Genomic DNA, 20,045 nt, shown 5'->3' with positions numbered 1-20,045 from the left:
TATTCCTCCCGGCGGAACGGACAGCCCCCAAAGCCTCGGTGCAGACCAAGGCGGTCGGGTAAGTTGATCGGGAACCCAATGGGGTATGGTGTAATTGGCAGCACGACTGATTCTGGTTCAGTTAGTCTAGGTTCGAGTCCTGGTACCCCAGCTGCGGCGGTAGAAAACCAAGTGTGGTAAGCTACCTCCCAACGCAGGACAGCAAGACAACAAAGTGAATAACAAAGATCCTGGCCCCGTCGTCTAGCGGCCTAGGACGCCGCCCTCTCAAGGCGGTAGCGTGGGTTCGAATCCCATCGGGGCTACTCAGGAGAACCGCATCTGCATCCCAGGTGCGGTTCTTCTTGTTTTTCCGGCAGGCGCACGAAGCGAAAGGCCCGCCACCGTCCGACGGTGGCGGGCCTTCGTCGTGTCTCAGAGCCGCGACTGGAGGGCCTCAGCGGCTGCCAGCAGGTCTGCGGCCCACCGGGCGCCCGGACGGCGCCCCATGCGGTCAATGGGGCCGGAAACGGATACCGCGGCGACAACGGAGCCGGAGCTGTCCCTTACCGGCGCGGAAACGCTCGCCACTCCCGGCTCCCGTTCCGCTACCGACTGCGCCCAACCGCGACGGCGCACCTCCAACAAAGTGCGTTCGCCGTAAACCGCATCGGCGAGAACGGAACGCTGGGTTCCGGGATCGGACCACGCCGCCAATACCTTGGCGCCCGAGCCGGCCGTCATCGGCAATCGCGCGCCGATGGGAACGGTGTCGCGCAAACCACTCGGTGGTTCCGCCGAGGACACGCAGATCCGCTGCATCCCGTCCCGCCGGTACAACTGGACGCTCTCGCCCGTGATGTCCCGCAACCGCGGCAACACCGAGGACGCCGCGTCGAGCAGCGGGTCGGTGGCCCCGCCCGCCAACTCCGCCAGTGCCGCGCCTGGACGCCAGCGCCCGTCCGAACCCCGTCGCAGCAACCGGTGCACCTCGAGCCCGACCGCCAACCGGTGCGCGGTAGCCCTCGGCAAGCCCGTCCGGTTGCACAACTCGGCGAGCCCACACGGATCCTTCGCGACGGCGTTCAAGACGGCCACTGCCTTGTCGAGCACGCCGATCCCGCTATGCTGTCCCACAAGCCGATACTAACTTCCCACTGTCTGGGAAGTCCAGATCTATCGACTGTCCAGATCTTGGGAGAGTTGCGATGAGCCGCACGCTCGCGGAGAAGGTGTGGGAAGCACACGTCGTGCGCCACGGCAGTGGCGCGGAGCCGGACCTGCTCTACATCGACCTCCACCTGCTGCATGAAGTGACCAGTCCGCAGGCCTTCGACGGCCTGCGCTTGGCCGGTCGTCCGATCCGACGCCCCGACCTCACCATCGCCACCGAGGACCACAACGTCCCGACGATCGACATCGACCTCCCCATCGCCGACCCGGTCTCGCGCCTCCAGGTGGAGACGCTGCGCAAGAACTGCGCGGAGTTCGGCGTCCGGCTGCACCCGATGGGCGACGTCGAGCAGGGCATCGTCCACGTCGTCGGGCCGCAGCTGGGCCTGACCCAGCCGGGCATGACGGTCGTCTGCGGTGACAGCCACACGTCCACGCACGGCGCGTTCGGCGCGTTGGCGTTCGGCATCGGCACGTCCGAGGTGGAACACGTGATGGCCACCCAGACGCTGCCGCTGCGGCCGTTCAAGACCATGGCCGTGACCGTGGACGGCGAGCTGAAGCCGGGCGTCACGGCCAAGGACGTCATCCTCGCGGTGATCGCGAAGATCGGCACCGGCGGCGGCCAGGGCTACGTCCTGGAGTACCGGGGCGCGGCGATCGAGGCGCTGTCCATGGAAGCCCGCATGACCGTGTGCAACATGTCGATCGAGGCCGGCGCCCGTGCGGGGATGATCGCACCGGACCAGACCACGTTCGACTACATCAAGGGCCGTCCGCACGCACCGTCCGGCGCGGACTGGGACGCGGCCGTCGAGTACTGGAAGACGCTGCGCACCGAGGACGACGCGGAGTTCGACGCCGAGGTCCGCCTCGACGCCGACGAGCTGACCCCGTTCGTCACCTGGGGCACCAACCCCGGTCAGGGCCTGCCGCTGAGCGCCAGCGTGCCGGACCCCGAGGCGATCGTCGACGAGAACGAGCGCGTGGCCGCCGAGAAGGCCCTGACGTACATGGGGCTGGAGGCGGGGACCCCGCTGCGCGACATCAGCGTCGACACCGTGTTCCTCGGCTCGTGCACCAACGGCCGCATCGAAGACCTGCGTGCCGCTGCGGCCGTCCTGCGCGGCCACAAGGTCGCCGAGAGCGTCCGGATGCTCGTGGTGCCCGGTTCCATGCGGGTGCGCGCGCAGGCCGAGTCCGAGGGGCTGCACGAGGTGTTCCTGGAGGCCGGCGCCGAGTGGCGGCAAGCCGGCTGCTCGATGTGCCTCGGCATGAACCCGGACCAGCTGAAGCCGGGGGAGCGCAGCGCGTCGACCTCCAACCGAAACTTCGAGGGCAGGCAGGGCAAGGGTGGACGCACCCACCTCGTCTCGCCACTCGTGGCCGCCGCCACCGCCGTGCGGGGCACGCTGTCGTCGCCCGCCGACCTGGTCTGAGGGAGTTCTCCGAACATGGAAGCGTTCACCACGCACACCGGGGTCGGTGTTCCGCTGCGCAGGTCCAACGTGGACACCGACCAGATCATCCCGGCCGTCTACCTCAAGCGCGTCACCCGCACGGGCTTCGAGGACGGCCTGTTCGCCGCCTGGCGCGGCGACGAGCAGTTCGTGCTCAACCAGGAAGCGTTCCGCGCCGGCAGCGTGCTCGTCGCCGGGCCGGACTTCGGCACCGGGTCGTCCCGTGAGCACGCCGTGTGGGCGCTCATGGATTACGGCTTCCGGGTGGTCATCTCGTCCCGCTTCGCCGACATCTTCCGGGGCAACTCCGGCAAGCAGGGCCTCGTGGCCGCCGAGTGCGCGCAGTCCGATGTCGAAATGCTGTGGAAGCTGCTGGAGAACGAGCCCGGCACCGAGGTCACCGTCGACCTGACGAAGAACACCGTTGTGGCCAAGGACTTCACCGCGCCCTTCACGGTCGACGAGTACACCCGTTGGCGGCTGCTGGAGGGATTGGACGACATCGCGCTGACCCTCCGGCACGCCGACGACATCACCGAGTTCGAGCAGCGCCGGCCGGGTTGGTTGCCCACTACCGAACCGCTGCCCGCGAGCTGAGGCCGAAGGGGCCGGATTCCCCTCCGAACAGCGGTAATCCGGCCCCTTCGAAGCCTCCAGGGCCGCCCGGGTGTCCCTCGACAGGTCGTAATTGCCCACGCCACAACGGAAAATCTGGCGTGGCGATTGGTATTTCCTTGCATATGGGCTTACCGTGGGCAATCAAGTCGGCCCGACTAGGGCCGTGAGCGTCCTGGGAGGGACTGACGGTGAACAAGGCCCAACTCATCGAGGCGCTCGCCGAGCGCCTTGGCGACAAGAAGAACGCCGCTGCCGCTGTAGACGGCATCGTTGACGTCATCGTTCGCAGCGTCCACAAGGGCGAGAAGGTCAACATCACCGGTTTCGGTGTCTTCGAGAAGCGGGCCCGTGCGGCCCGTACCGCTCGCAACCCGCGCACCGGTGAGACCGTGAAGGTGAAGAAGACCAACGTTCCCGCGTTCCGCGCGGGTTCGACGTTCAAGGACGTCATCAGCGGCACGAAGAAGCTGCCGCGCGTCACGGCCGCGAAGTCCGCGGCCGGAGCGGCGGCCAAGCCGGCCGCTGCCACGAAGGCCCCGGCGACCCGCGGCACGACCGCGCGTGCCACCACTGCGCGCGCGACGCGCAGCACCGGTACGGCCACGCGCGCCGCTGCGGCAGCCACGAAGGCACCGGCGACCCGCCGGACCGCCGCGGCTGCGAAGCCCGCCACCGCCACCAAGGCCGCGCCTGCGAAGACCACCGCGACCAAGGCCACCGCCGCGAAGACGACCGCGGCGAAGGCGACGGCGACGGCGGCGAAGCCGGCGGCCAAGAAGGCCACCACGGCCAAGGCGGCCGCACCGGCGAAGGCCACCACGGCCGCAGCCGCGAAGCCCGCGGCGAAGAAGGCCCCGGCCAAGAAGAAGTGAAACCGGGCCGGGTGATCACCGGCCAGGCGCGCAACACATGCTCAGGGCCCGATGCGGACGCGCACCGGGCCCTGAGCGCATCCACCCACCCCACCCCGCTCCACCCCCGCACAACCCACCTCAGCCCTCACGCAAGTCCCACGCTCCCCAAACCACGCGAGTCGACCACTCAGGCACCGCGAACCGACCACTCAGACACCGCGAACCGACCATTCGGACACCGCGAGTCGACCACTAGGGCACCGTGAGTCCTACGTTCAGAACAGGCGTGTCCTACCTTCAGGACCCCTGAGTTCAACGCCCAGAACATGTCCGGTGTCCAGTCGCCTCGGAAGCCGAGCAATCAGCTCTTCGCGGACCTCGCATCCAAGTGCCGCAATCCAGGTACCGCGATCCAGGTACCCCGATTCGCTTCGGACGCCGCCACCGGGACGCCCCGAGTCGCACACGGGATCGGCGAACAGGCCCGGTCACTCGGACCGCTCGGACTCGAACCGCTCCCACGCGGGAACCCGCCGTTCCCGCGTGATGGTGATGCTTCGCAAGGGTCCCCGCCAGGGGTCCCCCAGTTTTCATACTGCCGGTGAAGTCTGACATTTCTGGCGTGTGAGTCGCCGCCTGTGGAGAACCCACCTCCCTGTGGAGAACGCACCGTGCTCACTCGGACTCCTACCGTGACCCGACCGGCCGAGTGTTGCGTCCCAGCGGCCGATTGACGGTGCCCGAGCGGCCGATTCGTGATGTCCGAGTGGACGACTCGGCGTGCCGGAACGGACGACTCGCGGGAGCTAGGGGGTGGGGGCGGGGAGGGCGGTGGGGAAGTAGTGGGCTGAGACAAGGCGTGGCCAGGACGTGTGCGAGTCCGAAGTGGACCACCCCGGCTCGGGCCGGCGGAACGCCAGCAGCCACGTGCTGCCCTTCTTGCACGGCGTCCCGCTCAACGACAGACCGCCCAGGTCCGCAAGGGTAGAGACGATGTCCGGGATGACCCCGCCCTGGCTGCACACGACCGGCGTCCCCACCCCGTCCGCGATTTCCAGCAGCCGCACCAACCCGGCCTCACGATCCGGCCAGTACCCCTCCTCGGACAACCGCGGCTCGAGCAGCACGCCCGCGCCCAAGTCCTCCGCGACCCCCTGAACGGTCTCCACGCACCGGACCCGCGGCGCGGAGTGCACCCGCGCGGGCTCCCACAACGGCAGCATCGAGCGCAACCCCGCCGCCTGCCGCCACCCCGCCGAGCTCAACGGCCGCAGGTCGTCGTCACCCTCCCAGTTGTCCCGCTTCCCCGCCTTCGCGTGCCGCACCAGCAACACCGGAGCCAGATCCGCGGGCTCCGCCAGGAACGCCGACAGCACCGTCCGGTCCTCGTCCCGCGTCACCACGGAACCCGCCTCGGCGAACGGAACCCAGCGCAGCTCGTCCACCTCCTCGGACGGCACGAACGCCCCCGAGCCGACCCGCGCGCTGAAGTAGTCCACCACCTTCGGCCTGCCGAAAGCCCGGTACGACACCTGGCACAGGTACCGCCCCAGCGCGGCGTGGAAGCCGGTCTCCTCCCACACCTCCCGCACCGCCGCGGCGGGCACGGTCTCGCCCGCGTCGACCTTCCCCTTGGGCAGGGACCAGTCGTCGTAGCGCGGCCGGTGCACCACCGCCACGGTTCCATCGCGCCACAACACGGCGCCGGCCGCCCGGATCAACGACTCACCCCAACGCGCGGTGGTTGCGCAGCATCTCGGTCTGGTGGTCGCGCACTCTGGTGCCGTCCGCCGGTGACGCCTCCCACTCGCCGTCGGACTGCAGGACCCAGCACCGCGTCGTGGGCTCCAGCGCCGAATCCATCATCGCGTCCAACTGCCGGGTCAGCTTCGGGTCCGTCACCCGCACCTGCACCTCCACCCGCCGGTCGAGGTTGCGGTGCATCATGTCCGCGCTGCCGATCCAGTGCTCGCCGCAGCCGACGAAGTGGAACACCCGCGAGTGCTCCAGGTACCGCCCCAGGATCGACCGGACGTGGATGTTCTCCGACAGCCCCTTGATGCCCGGCTTCAACGCGCACACCCCGCGCACCACCACGTCCACCCGGACGCCCGCCTGCGACGCCCGGTACAGCGAGTCGATGACCTGCTCGTCCACCAGCGAGTTCACCTTGATGCGGACACCGGCGGGCTCACCGGCCCGCGCGTGCTCGATCTCCCGCTCGATGCGCTCCACGATCCCGCGCCGCACCCCGTAAGGCGCGACCAGCAGGCTGCGGTAGTGGTCCTGCCGGGCGTACCCGGTCAGCACGTTGAACAGGTCGGTGAGGTCCGCGCCGATGGTCGGCTCGGCGGTGAGGATGCCGATGTCCTCGTACAGCCGCGCCGTCTTCGGGTTGTAGTTGCCGGTGCCGATGTGGCAGTACCGCTGGATCCGCGAGCCCTCCTGCCGCACCACCAGGGACGTCTTGCAGTGCGTCTTCAACCCCATCAGGCCGTAGACGACGTGCACGCCCGCCTTCTCCAGCTGCCGCGCCCACTTGATGTTCGCCTGCTCGTCGAACCGCGCCTTGATCTCCACCAGCGCCACGACCTGCTTGCCCGCCTCGGCCGCGTCGATCAGCGCATCCACGATCGGGGAGTCACCCGAGGTGCGGTACAGCGTCTGCTTGATGGCCAGCACCCGCGGATCCGCCGCGGCCTGCTCGATGAACCGCTGCACGGACGTGGAGAACGAGTCGTACGGGTGGTGCACCAGCACGTCACCCTCGCGCAGGGTGGCGAAGATGCTCTTCGGTGTCTCCCGCTCGCCGAACGCCGAGTGCGTCGCGGGCACGAACGGGGCGTCCTTCAGCTGCTTGCGGTCCACGCTGTGGAGCTGCCACAGGCACGACAGGTCGAGCAGGCCGGGCACCTGGACGACGTCGTTCGGGTCGACCTCCAGCTCCCGCAGCAGCCGTTCCAGCATGTGCTCGGTCATGTCGTCGGCGATCTCGAGCCGCACCGGAGGCCCGAACCGGCGCCGCGCCAGCTCCCGCTCCAACGACTTGAGGAGGTCCTCGTCCTGGTCCTCCTCGACCTCCAAATCGGCATTGCGGGTCACCCTGAACGCGTGGCACTCGATCACCTGCATGCCCGCGAACAGCTCGCCCATGTGCGCCGTGATGAGGTCTTCCAACGGCAGGAACGTCGCCGTGGGGCTGCTCCGGTCGTTCTCCACGCGGACCAGGCGCGGCACGTTGTCCGGCACCTTGATGCGGGCGAACCGCTCCGCGCCGCCCTCCGGGTCGCGCACCGTCACGGCGAGGTTCAGCGACAGGCCGGAGATGTAGGGGAACGGGTGCGCGGCGTCCACGGCCAGCGGTGTGAGCACCGGGAACACCTGGTCGGTGAAGTAGTTGGACAGCCGCAACTTCTCGAAGTCGGTCAACTGCGCCCAGTTGACGATGCTGATGGCGTGCTTCTCCAGCTCCGGCTGCACGTGGTCGATGAACGCCCTGGCGTGCTGCTCGACCAGCTCCTGGGTGCGCTTGGAGATGCTGGACAGCTGCTCGCGCGGGGTGAGCCCGTCCGCGCTGCGCACCGACAGGCCGGTCTCGTCGCGGCGCTTCAGGCCGGCGACCCGGACCATGTAGAACTCGTCCAGGTTCGAGGCGAAGATGGCCAGGAACTTCGCCCGCTCCAGCAAGGGCTGCGACGCGTCCTCGGCCAGCGCGAGCACGCGGGCGTTGAAGTCCAACCAAGACAGTTCCCGGTTGAAGTACCGGTCGTCGGGCAGGTCGGCCTGCGCCTCGGTGGCCGTGGCGGCGGGCGGTGAACTCGGGAACGACCGGGACGGCGCTTCGGTGGGCTGGGACGCCGCCGTCGTGCCGTTGCGCGTGCCGCTGCGGCGGACTGCCGAGCGCGGTTGCGGCCGGGGGGCGCCCGCGGCGGGCGTGGCCCGTGGCGTCCTCGTCCGTCGCTTCGGCGCGGGCTGCTCGGGGGTGTTTTCCGTGCTCACAGAAATCATTGTTCCCCAGAAAGAGCTACTTTGCGCTGATCGGAGCCGACGACGTGGTGAACTCCGCGTCACACTGGCCGCTGTACGCCCTGGACATGACCGGCGGCGTCCCTCAAAAGGGTGACCCTCTGCCCGGCGCGCAGTGAGCGCCACCCGCCGGCGGCGACGGCGTCGGCCGACACGTCCACCAGCACGCCGTCGTCACGCAGCACGGTCGCCGAGCCGTCCGGGTGGTGCGCGCTCACCGTGGCCTGTTCGGTCGGCTGCTTGGTCACGTCCCCAAGCTAGCCGACCGGACAGCACCGACCGGAACAGCGCTGCGACCCGTGGTCGTCGGTTCTGGGTTTGTCGGCTCTGGGTTTGTCGGCTCTGGGTGCGTCGGCTCTGGGTGTGTCGGCTCTGGGTGTGTCGGCTCTGGGGGTCACCGGGTGGTGCAGTGGACCCCGTTGAGCTTGAAGACGGCCGGTGGCACGTTCGGGCCTTGGTACGCCCCGACGAAGCCGACGTTCACGGTGGCTCCCGGCGCGAGCGACCGGTTGTGCTCGGCGCCCTCCACCCGCACCGTCGCCCCGTCCTGCGCCCACGTGGCGTTCCAGCCGCTGTTCACCTGCTGCCAGCCGGTCGGCCAGTCGAAGGCGAGCGCCCAGCCGTCGACCGCCGTGGTGCCGGTGTTGGTGACGTCGACGCTGCCGACGAAGCCGTTGCCCCAGTCGTTCGCGTTGGTCAGCTTCACCGCGCACGTGGACGAGGCCGGAGTGGCGGTGCTGAACGTCAGGGGCGGCGAGGACCACGAGACGCGGCCCGCGCCGTCACGGGCGATGAGGTTGACCGTGTAGCGGGTGCTCGGGGTGAGGTTGCGCACGGTGAACGAGGAGCCGGTGGTCTCGCCCCACTGCTCGCTGCGGGTGCCGTTCTGGCGGTGGACTTCGTACTTGACGCCCTGGGCGGGAGCGGGCCACGTGAGCGTCGCCGCACTGTCGGTGACCGTGGTGGCGGTGGGGCGGACGGGCGCGGCCGGCGCGGTGGACGGGGCGGTCGGACGCAGGACCAGCGTGGTGAGCGAGTACGGCGGGAGGGTGAGCGACGCGGCGTTGCCGGTGGTGGTCGCGATGGCGGTGTCGCCGTTGGTGAACGTGAGCACCCGGGCGTCGGCGGCGGGCGCGTAGCCGGCGTAGTCGACGGCGACCGGCTTGGCCGCGTCCGGGTCCTGGTTGACCAGCAGGACGGCCAGACCGCCGTCCGCGCGACGGGCCGCGTGGGCCTTGACCAGCGGGTCGGAGGCGCCGGCCACGACGAACCGGTCGCCGGCGCGGACGAACTCCGACATCATCGCCAACGCGTGGTACGTCGCGAACGGGGTGTTCAGCGGTGGTTCGCAGATCGTCCCGTCGGACGGGCAACCGGCGCTGGAGAGCAGGCCGTAGTCGTGGAAGTCCGGGTGGCCGGCGATCGTGGACGCGCGTTCGGGTCCGTTGTGGACGTTCCACCAGTCGACGGTGAACACGCCGTTCTGGAGCAGGGTGGCGTACGCGTCGGCCGCGAAGAGCGCGCCGGGCTGGGTATTGCGGCCGTACGAGGTGTTGATCTCGGTCAGCGCGATGCCCAACTCCTTGCCCGCGTGGCGGGCGATCTGCTGACGTGCCAACCGGATCATGTCCGGCACCCGGTCGGTCTTGGCCAGCACCTCCGCGCCGGTCCCGCCGGTCGGGTACCAGTGCAGGACGACGAAGTCGACCTCCGGACCGGCGATCGAGAGCACCACCTGGTTCCACGTGCCCGCGTCACCGCTCGTCACGAGGCCGTCCGGCCAGTCGCCCGGCGTGGTCAGCACCGCGCCGACCTGGATCGTCGGGTCGACCGCCTTCATCGCGCGGGCGTACTCGGCGACGAGGGTCGCGTAGCCGGCCGGACTCTTGTCGGGGTGGTCGTCGGCCTCCCAGCCGGAGCCGTAGTGGCCGTTGCCGTAGTTCTCGTTGCCGATCTCCCAGTACTTGACGCCGTAGCCCTTCTCGACGTTGGCGTACCTGACCCAGTCGGCTGCCTCCTCCGGCGTGCCGGTGCCGTAGTTGGCGGTGACGATCGCCTGGCCACCCGCCCGTTGGACGCCGGCCATGAAGTGGTCGAAGTCGGTGTTGGGGGCGACGTAGCCGCCGGGGGCCGTGTGGTCTCGCCAGTGGTAGATGTCGGAGTAGGAGCCGCCGGGGTAGCGCATCGCCTGGACACCGGCGTCGCGGAGGAGGTCGGCGACCTCGGGGGTGCCGAGCTGGGCGTCCCAGATGGCGTGGTTGACGCCGATCGCGGCGTCGCCGACCGCTTCCAGGCCGGCGCGGGCGTTGACCGTGACGCGGACGGTGGGGTCTTCCTGTGCCCGGGTGATCGGGGTGCTGCCGAGCTGGGAGGCGGCCAGGGCGAGAACGAGCATGGCGGCGGTGCGCGATCTCATCGGCGGTGTCCTCTGCGACGACGGTGTCTGGGAGCGCTCCCAGATTGAGGCCGCGCCGGAGGGCTGTCAACCACCAGCTTCGGCCGGCGGGTCGGCCGGGAGGTGGACTCAGCTGCCCACCGGGATCAGGGCCGCGGCCGTGTGGGGCCCGAGGCCCAGGTCTGCCGCCAGCCGGAGGTCCTCCGGCGTGTCGACGTCGTGCCGCAGCGACGGCCAGGGGCCGACGAGCGCCGTCGCACCCGAGGCCGCGTGGGCGACCGCGGAGGCGACGCCGAAAGTGGGAGCCAGATCACCGCCGGGCTCCGACAGGAGCAACGTCGTTCCGGTGCCCGCCCGGTCCGGGCAGAACGCACGTCCCAGAGCCGTCGCCAACGCCGCCGCCAGCTCCCCGGTCCGCAGAGCCGGCAAGTCCGCCTGCAGAGCACCCACCACCGACCCCGCGTCCCGCGACCGCAGCACGCCGAACCCGAAGCGCAGCGCCTCGTTCAAGCCCTCCGGCCCGGCCACCGACTCGACCCCCAACGCCCGCAGCTCCACGACCACCGCCGGGTCCGACGTGACCGCCAACACACCGCGCACCACCGGCAGGGCAGCCGAAATCGTGTCCAACGCGAACGCGAGCGCCAGCGCCGGACGGTCCAGCCGGGCGCCCACCAGCCGCGATTTGGCCCGGTCCAGGGTCTTGACCGGCACCACGAGGTCCACTTCAGCTGCCACACCGCCATACTCCCCGATGCCGGCTGGACCTGGCCGGGTCTTCCGAGGAAGACTCCCAGGTCCACGACGAAGAGGGAGTGCACGTGGCCAAGGAGAAGGGCGGCTTCTGGGTCGGATTCGCGGCAGCGATCTTCTACCCCGCCTGCGCGTTGATGGCGCGTCGGCGCGATGAGGGCGCGGAGCGTTTCCCCAGGACCGGTGGGGCGCTCATCGTGATGAACCACGTGTCCCACCTGGACCCGGTCTACGACGCCGTCTTCACCCGCGACCAGGGCCGCGTGCCGCGCTTCCTCGCCAAGCACAGCCTGTGGAACGTCCCGGTCCTCGGCTCCGTGCTCCGCGGCGCCCGGCAGATCCCGGTCTACCGCGGTTCCGCCGACGCCCAGCAGAGCCTCCGCGCCGCGCACGACGCGCTGGAGGAAGGCCTGGTCGTGATCATCTACCCGGAGGGCACCATCACCCGCGACCCGGACGGCTGGCCGATGGCGTCCCGCACCGGCGTGGCCAGACTCGCCTTGGAGCACGACGTGCCCGTCCTGCCCGTCGCCCGCTGGGGCACCCGCGAGCTCTACGACCACTACCACAAGAAGTTCCGCCCGTTCCCGCGCAAGACCGTGGTGACGAAGGTCGGCCCGCCGGTCGACCTGTCCGCCTACCGGTCCCAGCCGCAGGACATCGCGCTGCTGCGCGAGGTCACGGACGTGCTGATGAACGAGGTCAAGGGCCTGCTCGCGGACATCCGCGAAGAGCAGGCGCCCGACGGCTTCTACCCCAAGAAGGCGTGATCGTGGACCGGGTCGCGGTGCTGGGCGCCGGATCGTGGGGCACCGCCTTCGCCAAGGTGCTCGCCGACTCCGGCACGGACGTGGTGCTGTGGGCGCGGCGGGCGGAGGTCGCCGACGCCATCCGGGAGGACCGGGTCAACGCCGACTACCTGCCGGGCGTGACGCTGCCCGCGAACCTGGACGCCACGTCCGACGCGGACAAGGCGTTGGCCGGCGCGCGGGCGGTGGTGCTGGCGGTGCCGAGCCAGACGTTGCGGGTGAACCTGACCGGCTGGCGGTCGTCGCTGCCCAGGGACGCCACGCTCGTGAGCCTCGCCAAGGGCGTGGAGCTGGGCACGTTGAAGCGGATGAGCGAGGTGATCCGCGACGTCGCCGGCGTGCCGGAGGACCAGGTCGCGGTGGTGTCCGGGCCGAACCTGGCCAAGGAGATCGCGGCCGAGCAGCCGACCGCCACGGTCATCGCGTGCACCGACCACGACCGCGCGGTCGAGTTGCAGCACGCGTGCTCCAACTCCTACTTCCGCCCCTACACCAACGTCGACGTGGTGGGCTGCGAGCTGGGCGGCGCGTGCAAGAACGTCATCGCGCTGGCCTGCGGCATGGCGGCGGGCATGGGGTTCGGCGACAACACGATGGCCTCGATCATCACCCGCGGGCTCGCCGAGACGTCCCGGCTGGGCGCGGCGCTGGGCGCGGACCCGCTGACGTTCGCCGGATTGGCCGGTCTGGGCGACCTGGTGGCGACGTGCGCGTCACCGCTGTCGCGCAACCGGACGTTCGGCGAACGGCTGGGGCGCGGCGACTCGCCGGCGCAGGCGCAGGAGGCCGCGCACGGGCAGGTCGCCGAGGGCGTGAAGTCCTGTTCGTCGATCCAGGCGCTGGCCGCGCGGGTCGGGGTCGACATGCCGATCACCGACGGCGTGCACCAGGTGTGCCACGAAGGGCTGGACCCGCGCGTCCTCACCGCCGCGCTGCTCGGCCGTGAACGAAAGGCAGAACGCCAGTGACCTGGGGTGACGGCACGCGGGTCGTGCACTCGACACCGTCCGCGCCGGGGGAGCCGTTCCTCGCCGGGCCGGTGTTCGCGTCGGCCTACCACCTGGGCGGCGAGGACACGTACGGCCGGGCGCACAACCCGACGTGGCGCGCGTTGGAGACCGCTCTGGGCGGCTTGGACGGCGGCACGGCCGTGCTGTTCCCGTCCGGCATGGCGGCGATCTCGACGTTCCTGCGCGTGGTCCTCCAGCCCGGTGACGTGGTGATGGTGCCCGGGGACGGCTACTACCTGACCCGCACGCTGGTCGCCGAGATGCCGGTGGAGGTGGTCGAGGTGCCGACCGCCGGGCCGTACCCGTCGTTCGACGGCGTGCGGCTGGTGCTGCTGGAATCGCCGTCCAACCCCGGGCTGGACGTGTGCGACATCGCGGCGCTGGTCGAGGCCGCGCACGCGGCGGGCACGCTGGTGGCCGTGGACAACACGACCGCGACACCGCTCGGGCAGCAGCCGTTGCTGCTGGGCGCGGACGCGGTGGTGAGCAGCGACACGAAGGCCGTCGCCGGTCACAGCGACGTGCTGCTCGGTCACGTGTCCACTTCGGACCCGGACCTGGCGGAACGGGTGCGCGCGGCGCGGACGACCGGTGGCGCGATCCCCGGCCCGTTCGAGGCGTGGCTGGCGCACCGCGGGCTCGGCACGCTGGACCTGCGGCTGAGCCGGCAGGCGGCGAACGCGGCGGCCCTGCACGACGTGCTCAAGGCGCACCCGGCGGTCACCGGCCTGCGCTGGCCGGGCGCGCCCGAGGACCCGGCGCACGTGGTGGCGGCGAAGCAGATGCGGCGGTTCGGCGGGGTGCTGACGTTCGAGCTGGCGGACGCGGACGCGGTGGCGGCGTTCCTGGAGCGGTCCCGGCTGGTGTTCGCGAGCACCAGCTTCGGCGGCCTGCACACCAGCCTGGACCGGCGGGCGCAGTGGGGCGACCCGGTGCCCGAGGGCCTGGTCCGGCTGTCCGCGGGGTGCGAGGACACCGCCGACCTGGTCGACGACGTGCTCGGCGCCCTCCGGTGAGCTGGTGCCGGGTGTCCCGCTGATGGGGGTGGCCCCCTGATCGGGTCCACTTCCTGGGACTCGGTTGCGTGGTGGCGAGGGTGCTGACAGTCTCGTCACCATGTCTTTTCGCGCCATGATCGACGGGCGGGGTCACATCGACCTCAGCCTCGTCGCCAGCGCGCTCTGTCTCCCTCGGTGATCGCCTCGCGTCCCGCGAGCCCTTGAGGCTCGCACTCAGCCGAGCCCGAGAAGGAACCATGTTCGCCGTTCCGGAGAACACCATCGCCCTGCCCCAGTCGCACGCCGCGCTGCACCCCGTGCGGATCGCGCTCGACACGGCGGCACGGCGCGAGCGCTGGGCACACCTGCTCCGCTACGACCCCGACACCCGCTTCGCCGCGCTGGTGGAGAAGACCGACGAGCAGGAGGTGTGGCTGATGAGCTGGTTGCCCGGCCAGCGCGCCGACCTGCACGACCACGGCGCGACGAGCGGCGCGTTCACCGTGGTCAGCGGCTCGCTGACGGAGGTCGTCACGCCCGGACCGACGCAGGTGCTGCACCACCTGGTGGCCGGTCAGTCGCGGGCGTTCGGCCCGTCGTACGCGCACCAGGTGCGCAACGACGGCGTTGACCCGGCCGTCACGATCCACGTGTACCGCGACGGCGGGCGCACCATCCGGCCGGTCCGGTTCGACCCGGTGTCCGGGACTACCTCCGCGCGGTGACGTGCGGCGGCACGTCCCAGCCGCCGACCAGGTCCGGGTCCGGCTCGGGCTCGCCCCACACCGTGCGCAGCGGCAGCACGCCCGCCCACTTCTCGTTGGCGGCGACCTCTTCCGGCCCGTCGCCGGGCGGGCCGCTGCGGACCTTCACCGACGCCTCGGCCAGGTCCAGGGACAGCACGGCGGTCGCGGCGAGTTCCTTGGGCGTCGGCGGGCGGGCGTAGTCCCACGAGCCGGGCGCGATGTGCTCGGTGATGACGCGCACGCCGTGCCGCTTGGCGTCCTCGTCGGTGACCGGGACGGCGGTGCCGTGGACGATGGCCGCGCGGTAGTTCATCGAGTGGTTGAACACCGAGCGGGAGTAGACGACACCGTCCACGAGGGTCACGCTGACGCACACCGGCACCCCGGTCGCGGCCTGGCGGAGGCTGCGGGCGCCGGTCGAGCCGTGGACGTAGAGGGTGTCGCCGTCGCGGCCGTAACCGGTGGGCAGCACGATGGGCGCGTCGTCCACGACGACGGCCAGGTGGCAGACGAGGGCGGCGTCGAGGATCGCGTGCAGCGCCTCTCGTTCGGTCACGGCACGCTTGCTCCCGCGCTTGACAGTGCTGCGGTCCGTCGGTGACAACGTCATGCGTTGACCATCGCCGGTAAAGTGGCACTCTGCAAGTGCCAATTCTTGGCGTTCTGAGGAGGCCACTTTGTCGGAGACGGCGCTGGCGGTGGTGTTGGACCGCACCTCGGCCGAACCGCTGGCCGTGCAGCTCGCGGACGCCCTGCGCGCGGCGGCGGCCGACGGGCGGCTGCGCAGCGGCGACCGGCTGCCTTCGACGCGGGCGTTGGCCGAGCGGCTCGGTGTGAGCCGGACCGTGACGGCGGCGGCGTACGAGCAGCTGCACGCCGAGGGCTGGATCGCCGGACGGCACGGGTCCGGGACCTACGTGACCACCACGCCGCCGGGTGCGCTGAAGTCGCGGACCCGGCGTGCCGCGCCGCCGTCCGTGCCGGTCGACGTGGTCGACCTGGCTCCGGGTGCGCCTTGGGCCGAGGGGTTGGACCGGGCGGCGTGGCGGCGGGCCTGGCGTGCGGCGGCGGACGTGCAGCCGTTGTTCCGGCCGGCTCGCGGTGGGCTGCCGGAGTACCGGGCGGTGGTGGCCGAACACCTGTTGCGGCACCGGGGGTTGGCGGTGCGGGGCGGGTTGCGGGAGGAGCTGGTGCTGGCGACCGGGGGGACGACGGCGGCGTTGGTGGAGCTGGGAGCGGCGGTGCTGCGGCCCGGTGACGCCGTGGCGGTGGAGGAACCGGGGTACCAGCGGGCGGTGTGGGCGTTGCGGGCCGCGGGAGTGCGGGTCGTGCAGGCGCCCGTGGACGCGGAAGGGCTGTTGGTGGAGGCCGTGCCGCCGGGGGTGCGGGGCGTGTACTGCTCGCCCGCGCACCAGTACCCGATGGGCGGGCGGATGTCGGCGGCGCGGCGGGTGGCGTTGGTGGAGCGTGCGCGGGCGGAGGGGTGGCTGGTCGTCGAGGACGACTACGACGGCGAGCTGCGTTACGACGTCGCGCCGTTGCCGTTGTTGGCGGCCCTCGCGCCGGACGTCGTGGTGCACCTCGGCACCACCAGCAAGATCCTGACGCCCACTCTGGGCGCCGGGTGGATGGTCGCGCCCGAGTCGATCACCGCCGAGGTGCTGGCGTACCGCGACCGGACCGGCACCAGCCCGTCCGCGGCGGGTCAACGCGTCCTGGTCGAGCTGGCCCGCAACGGAGACCTCGGTCGGCACCTCCGCAAGCTCCGCCGTGAACTGTCCGAACGCCGTGCCTTGCTGTCGGCGGCCTTCTCCGACGCGGGTATCCCGGTGCTGGGTGACGACGCCGGCGCGCACATCGTCGTGCCGCTGCCGTCGGCGCAGGCGGAGCGGGACGCGCTCGCCGAGGCCCAGGACCGCGGGCTGCGGCTCGACGGCCTGGCCCGTCACCACGCCGCGCGGCCGAAGGTCCACGGTGCCCTGATCGGCTACAGCGCTTGCGCCCGTGACCAGTTGACCGCCGCGTTGCCCGACCTGATCCGCGTCCTGGCCGCCGCCACCCGCCCGTCGTGAGCGTTGAACTCGGGTGTTCGGGACGTAGGACTCGCGGTGTCCGAGTGGTGGGTTCGAGGTGCGGGAGTGGAGGACTCGCGGAGGTGGGAGCGCTCTCACCTGCGAGTTGTGCGTGTGGGTGGGTGGATTGGTGTTCGGGGGCGGGGAGGGGTTAGGCCATCCGGGTAGGGTCCGGGCCATGACGCAGCGCAAGACCAAGGTCGCCGTGGTGTTCGGCGGGCGCAGCAGTGAGCACATGGTCTCCTGCCTGTCCGCCGGCAGTGTCCTGCCGCACCTGGACCGGGACCGGTTCGACGTCGTGCCGGTGGGCATCACCGAAGCGGGCGCGTGGGTGATCGGCGCAGACGACACCAAGGCGCTGGAGGTCCGGGACCGGCAGCTGCCCACCGTCAACGCGCTGGTCCCCGTGTCCGGCAGCGAGCTGGTTCCGGTGGCGCCGAACGACGTGCTGGCCGGCGTGGACGTGGTGTTCCCCGTCCTGCACGGCGCGTGGGGCGAGGACGGCACCATCCAGGGCCTGATGGAGTTGGCGGACATCCCGTACGTGGGACCGGGCGTGCTCGCCAGCGCGGTCGCCATGGACAAGGAGTTCACCAAGCGCCTGCTCAAGGGAGTGGGCCTGCCCGTCGGCGAGTTCGCGGTGCTGCAGCGCGACCAGGCCACGCTGACCGGGGCCGACCGGGAGCGGTTGGGGCTGCCGGTCTTCGTGAAGCCCGCGCGCGCCGGGTCGTCGGTGGGCATCTCCAAGGTCGTGGACTGGGCACACCTGGACAGCGCGATCGCCCTGGCCCGCAAGACCGACCCGAAGGTGATCATCGAGGCCGCCGTCTCCGGCCGCGAGGTCGAGTGCGGCGTGCTGGAGTTCCCGGACGGCCGGGTCGAGGCGTCGCTGCCCGCCGAGCTGCGCATCGTCGGCGGCGAGGTCGACTGGTACGACTTCGACGCCAAGTACCTGGACGACGTCTGCGAGTTCGACATCCCGGCGAAGCTCGACGAGCACATCGCCCGCGACCTCCGCGAGATGGCCGTCACCGCGTTCCGCGCGCTGGACTGCCAGGGCCTGGCCCGCGTCGACTTCTTCGTCACCGACTACGACGAGCTGGTCGTCAACGAGGTCAACACGATGCCCGGCTTCACGCCCATCTCGATGTACCCGCGGATGTGGGCCGAGACCGGCATCGACTACCCGACGCTGCTGACCACGCTGGTCGACACCGCGATCGCCCGCGGCACCGGCCTGCGCTAGCTAGCCCCTGGTGTCCACGGGGCCCTTGGCGAGGGTGTCTCGGATCGTGGTCGAGATGTCCTGCAAGGGCCCCGTGCCCGCGTCCGACGGCACGGTCAGCGCCACGTACACCGGCCGGTCCACCACGTACCAGGTGGACGCGGAGCCCTCGGACACCACCAGCCACGCCACGTCGGAGATCGTCCGCAGCTCGGAGGTGGGCGTGAGCGCGACGGGCCGGTCCAGGCCGCACCGCAGCACGACCGGCTCGTGCTTCTTGTCGCCCCACGCCAACGCGGCGGCCGGAGCGGGCGACGCCAGCTCGCGGCGCGGCAACGTGGCGCCGTTCGACACCAGTTGCATGGGCAGGGCGCTCACCAGCGCCTTGCACTCGTCCGACTCGGCCTCGGGGGCCGGCACGGGCACCAGCGCGACCGGCCCGGAGTGGTCGGCGGACGGGTCCGCTGCCTCTTCCTTGCCACCCGCGCCCAGGAAGAGGCCCACGGCCGCGACGCCCGCCGCGAGCAGCGCCGGCAGGCCGAGGGCCACGGCGAGCAGCGGACGGGGGAGCAGCGAGGCGGGTTCCGGTTCCTGTGCCACCCGGTTATGACAGCACGTGCCTACAAGTGCACGACAGGGCAGGTCAGGGTTCGCGTGATGCCCTCCACGTTCTGGATACGGGCGACCACGAGCTGTCCCAACTGGTCCACGGTGTCGGCCTCGGCGCGGACGATGACGTCGTACGGTCCGGTGACGTCTTCCGCGGTGGCCACCCCGGGGATGCCGGAGATCTCAGCCGCAACGGCGGCTGCCTTCCCGACCTCGGTCTGGATGAGGATGTATGCGTGCACCACGGCGTGCCCCTTCGTCGCGACAGGTTAGGTCGGGGTAGGAACGTGCACAGCAACGTACCCCAGTTGGGGTTCCGAATGCTCAGAATGGGAGGCAACCGTGCGTCCGGAGCCGCCGCGGAACGCGGACACGGTCGCTGAGGTGGGTGAGTTCGGTCTCATCCGCCGGGTGACGGCAGGTCGGACGCAACCGCCCACGACGCTGCTCGGGCCGGGTGACGACGCGGCCGTGGTCGCGGCGCCGGACGGCCGGGTCGTGGTGTCCACCGACGTGCTCGTCGAAGGTGTCCACTTCAGGCTGGACTGGTCCTCACCTGAGCAGGTGGGGCGCAAGGCGGCGGCCGTGAACCTGGCGGATGTCGTTGCCATGGGGGCGATGCCGACCGCGCTGCTGATCGGCCTGGCCTGCCCGGCGGACACGCAGTCCGCCGTGATCGAGGGCATCACGGCCGGCTTGTGGCAGGAGGCGGTGGTCGCGGGCGCCGGTGTGGTGGGCGGTGACATGGTGTCGTCCGCGACACTGGTGATCTCCGTTACCGCCATGGGCGACATGGGCGGTCTGGAGCCCGTCACCCGATCAGGCGCGCAAGTGGGTGATGTCGTGGCGGTGTGCGGACGGCTCGGCTGGGCGGCCGGCGGGCTGGCCGTCCTCCAGCGCGGGTTCCGGTCGCCGGTCGCGGTCGTCGGCGCCCAGCGGAACCCCGAACCGCCGTACGCCGCCGGACCGCAGGCCGCGGCGGCCGGCGCGACGGCGATGATCGACGTGTCGGACGGCCTGCTGGCCGATCTGGGGCACATCGCGGATGAATCGGGCATCGGCATCGACATCCGGACCGAGCTGCTGGAGGTGCACCCCCGGCTGATCGACGTGGCGGCGGCGCTCGGCGCGGACGCCCGGCACTGGGCGTTGACCGGTGGCGAGGACCACGCGCTGGCGGCGACGTTCCCGGAGCCGGCGGCGGTGCCCGAGGGGTGGCGCACCATCGGCACCGTCCGGCACGGCAGCGGCGTCACGGTGGACGGCCGGGCGTACGAGAAACCCCCTGGCTGGGAGCACTGGCGGTAGGTAGCCTGGC

19 protein-coding genes and 2 tRNA genes are annotated in these 20,045 nt (G+C 71.1%); 12 read left to right on the top strand and 9 right to left on the bottom strand.

Going from position 1 to position 20,045, the window contains the following annotated elements:
- Positions 1-79: 79 nt before the first annotated feature.
- Positions 80-151 (top strand) — tRNA-Gln (locus ACRAKI_RS30245).
- A gap of 81 nt (positions 152-232) precedes the next feature.
- A tRNA-Glu gene (locus tag ACRAKI_RS30240) sits at positions 233-305 on the top strand.
- Between the two features lie 109 nt (positions 306-414).
- Here the strand turns inward: ACRAKI_RS30240 and ACRAKI_RS30235 are convergent.
- On the bottom strand, positions 415-1,116 hold the full coding sequence (locus ACRAKI_RS30235) for an IclR family transcriptional regulator (protein WP_051772024.1): 702 nt from the start codon (positions 1,114-1,116) through the stop codon (positions 415-417).
- A gap of 71 nt (positions 1,117-1,187) precedes the next feature.
- Here ACRAKI_RS30235 and leuC point away from each other — a divergent pair, with 71 nt between their 5' ends.
- The 3 genes from leuC to ACRAKI_RS30220 all read left to right on the top strand — a co-directional run bounded on the left by leuC (position 1,188) and on the right by ACRAKI_RS30220 (position 4,102).
- Positions 1,188-2,591: a 3-isopropylmalate dehydratase large subunit gene (gene leuC, locus ACRAKI_RS30230; RefSeq protein ID WP_447003887.1), complete on the top strand. Its 1,404-nt coding sequence runs from the start codon at positions 1,188-1,190 to the stop codon at positions 2,589-2,591.
- Between the two features lie 15 nt (positions 2,592-2,606).
- The gene (gene leuD / locus ACRAKI_RS30225; protein ID WP_447003886.1) at positions 2,607-3,209 is read left to right on the top strand and encodes a 3-isopropylmalate dehydratase small subunit; all 603 of its coding nucleotides are present in this window, start codon (positions 2,607-2,609) and stop codon (positions 3,207-3,209) included.
- Between the two features lie 209 nt (positions 3,210-3,418).
- Complete coding sequence (locus tag ACRAKI_RS30220) at positions 3,419-4,102, top strand: HU family DNA-binding protein (RefSeq protein ID WP_447003885.1); 684 nt, start codon at positions 3,419-3,421, stop codon at positions 4,100-4,102.
- A 788-nt stretch (positions 4,103-4,890) separates the two neighbouring features.
- Here the strand turns inward: ACRAKI_RS30220 and ACRAKI_RS30215 are convergent.
- The 5 genes from ACRAKI_RS30215 to cofC form a co-directional block, all read right to left on the bottom strand.
- Positions 4,891-5,763, bottom strand: a complete 873-nt coding sequence (locus tag ACRAKI_RS30215) for an NUDIX hydrolase (RefSeq protein WP_447003884.1) — start codon at positions 5,761-5,763, stop codon at positions 4,891-4,893.
- Between the two features lie 46 nt (positions 5,764-5,809).
- A complete protein-coding gene (locus ACRAKI_RS30210; protein ID WP_447003883.1) occupies positions 5,810-8,092 on the bottom strand; it encodes an RNA degradosome polyphosphate kinase in 2,283 nt (760 codons plus the stop codon).
- A 59-nt stretch (positions 8,093-8,151) separates the two neighbouring features.
- Positions 8,152-8,358: a hypothetical protein gene (locus ACRAKI_RS30205; RefSeq protein ID WP_447003882.1), complete on the bottom strand. Its 207-nt coding sequence runs from the start codon at positions 8,356-8,358 to the stop codon at positions 8,152-8,154.
- 146 nt (positions 8,359-8,504) lie between these two features.
- A complete protein-coding gene (locus tag ACRAKI_RS30200; RefSeq protein ID WP_447003881.1) occupies positions 8,505-10,526 on the bottom strand; it encodes a cellulose binding domain-containing protein in 2,022 nt (673 codons plus the stop codon).
- A 108-nt stretch (positions 10,527-10,634) separates the two neighbouring features.
- The gene (gene cofC, locus ACRAKI_RS30195) at positions 10,635-11,243 is read right to left on the bottom strand and encodes a 2-phospho-L-lactate guanylyltransferase (protein ID WP_447003880.1); all 609 of its coding nucleotides are present in this window, start codon (positions 11,241-11,243) and stop codon (positions 10,635-10,637) included.
- An 83-nt stretch (positions 11,244-11,326) separates the two neighbouring features.
- Here cofC and ACRAKI_RS30190 point away from each other — a divergent pair, with 83 nt between their 5' ends.
- The 4 genes from ACRAKI_RS30190 (at position 11,327) to ACRAKI_RS30175 (ending at position 14,800) form a co-directional block, all read left to right on the top strand.
- Positions 11,327-12,028 (top strand): lysophospholipid acyltransferase family protein, encoded by a 702-nt coding sequence (locus tag ACRAKI_RS30190; RefSeq protein WP_447003879.1) that lies wholly within the window; start codon positions 11,327-11,329, stop codon positions 12,026-12,028.
- The gene (locus ACRAKI_RS30185) at positions 12,025-13,035 is read left to right on the top strand and encodes an NAD(P)H-dependent glycerol-3-phosphate dehydrogenase (RefSeq protein ID WP_447003878.1); all 1,011 of its coding nucleotides are present in this window, start codon (positions 12,025-12,027) and stop codon (positions 13,033-13,035) included. Before ACRAKI_RS30190 ends, ACRAKI_RS30185 begins: the two co-directional genes overlap by 4 nt.
- Positions 13,032-14,093 (top strand): cystathionine gamma-lyase, encoded by a 1,062-nt coding sequence (locus tag ACRAKI_RS30180; RefSeq protein WP_447003877.1) that lies wholly within the window; start codon positions 13,032-13,034, stop codon positions 14,091-14,093. Before ACRAKI_RS30185 ends, ACRAKI_RS30180 begins: the two co-directional genes overlap by 4 nt.
- Before the next feature lie 239 nt (positions 14,094-14,332).
- Positions 14,333-14,800, top strand: coding sequence for a cysteine dioxygenase (locus ACRAKI_RS30175; protein WP_447003876.1), 468 nt, complete (start codon positions 14,333-14,335; stop codon positions 14,798-14,800).
- Here the strand turns inward: ACRAKI_RS30175 and ACRAKI_RS30170 are convergent.
- On the bottom strand, positions 14,784-15,431 hold the full coding sequence (locus ACRAKI_RS30170; protein WP_447003875.1) for a pyridoxamine 5'-phosphate oxidase family protein: 648 nt from the start codon (positions 15,429-15,431) through the stop codon (positions 14,784-14,786). The genes ACRAKI_RS30175 and ACRAKI_RS30170 overlap by 17 nt on opposite strands.
- A gap of 67 nt (positions 15,432-15,498) precedes the next feature.
- Between ACRAKI_RS30170 and pdxR the strand changes: the two genes are divergently transcribed.
- Together pdxR and ACRAKI_RS30160 are read left to right on the top strand one after the other, a co-directional pair.
- The gene (pdxR, locus tag ACRAKI_RS30165) at positions 15,499-16,893 is read left to right on the top strand and encodes a MocR-like pyridoxine biosynthesis transcription factor PdxR (protein ID WP_447003874.1); all 1,395 of its coding nucleotides are present in this window, start codon (positions 15,499-15,501) and stop codon (positions 16,891-16,893) included.
- Positions 16,894-17,071: 178 nt separating this feature from the next.
- Positions 17,072-18,139, top strand: coding sequence for a D-alanine--D-alanine ligase family protein (locus tag ACRAKI_RS30160; protein ID WP_447003873.1), 1,068 nt, complete (start codon positions 17,072-17,074; stop codon positions 18,137-18,139).
- Here ACRAKI_RS30160 and ACRAKI_RS30155 read toward each other — a convergent pair whose 3' ends face one another.
- Together ACRAKI_RS30155 and ACRAKI_RS30150 are read right to left on the bottom strand one after the other, a co-directional pair.
- Positions 18,140-18,718 (bottom strand): DUF3515 domain-containing protein, encoded by a 579-nt coding sequence (locus ACRAKI_RS30155; RefSeq protein ID WP_447003872.1) that lies wholly within the window; start codon positions 18,716-18,718, stop codon positions 18,140-18,142.
- Positions 18,719-18,738: 20 nt separating this feature from the next.
- Entirely contained in the window at positions 18,739-18,972 is a 234-nt protein-coding gene (locus ACRAKI_RS30150; protein WP_015104517.1) for an Lrp/AsnC family transcriptional regulator, read from the bottom strand.
- A gap of 97 nt (positions 18,973-19,069) precedes the next feature.
- Here ACRAKI_RS30150 and ACRAKI_RS30145 point away from each other — a divergent pair, with 97 nt between their 5' ends.
- The gene (locus ACRAKI_RS30145; protein ID WP_447003871.1) at positions 19,070-20,035 is read left to right on the top strand and encodes a thiamine-phosphate kinase; all 966 of its coding nucleotides are present in this window, start codon (positions 19,070-19,072) and stop codon (positions 20,033-20,035) included.
- Positions 20,036-20,045 lie beyond the last annotated feature (10 nt).

The sequence above is a fragment of the Saccharothrix isguenensis genome (genome assembly GCF_052936305.1).
This window is presented reverse-complemented; position numbering and strand designations above follow the sequence as displayed.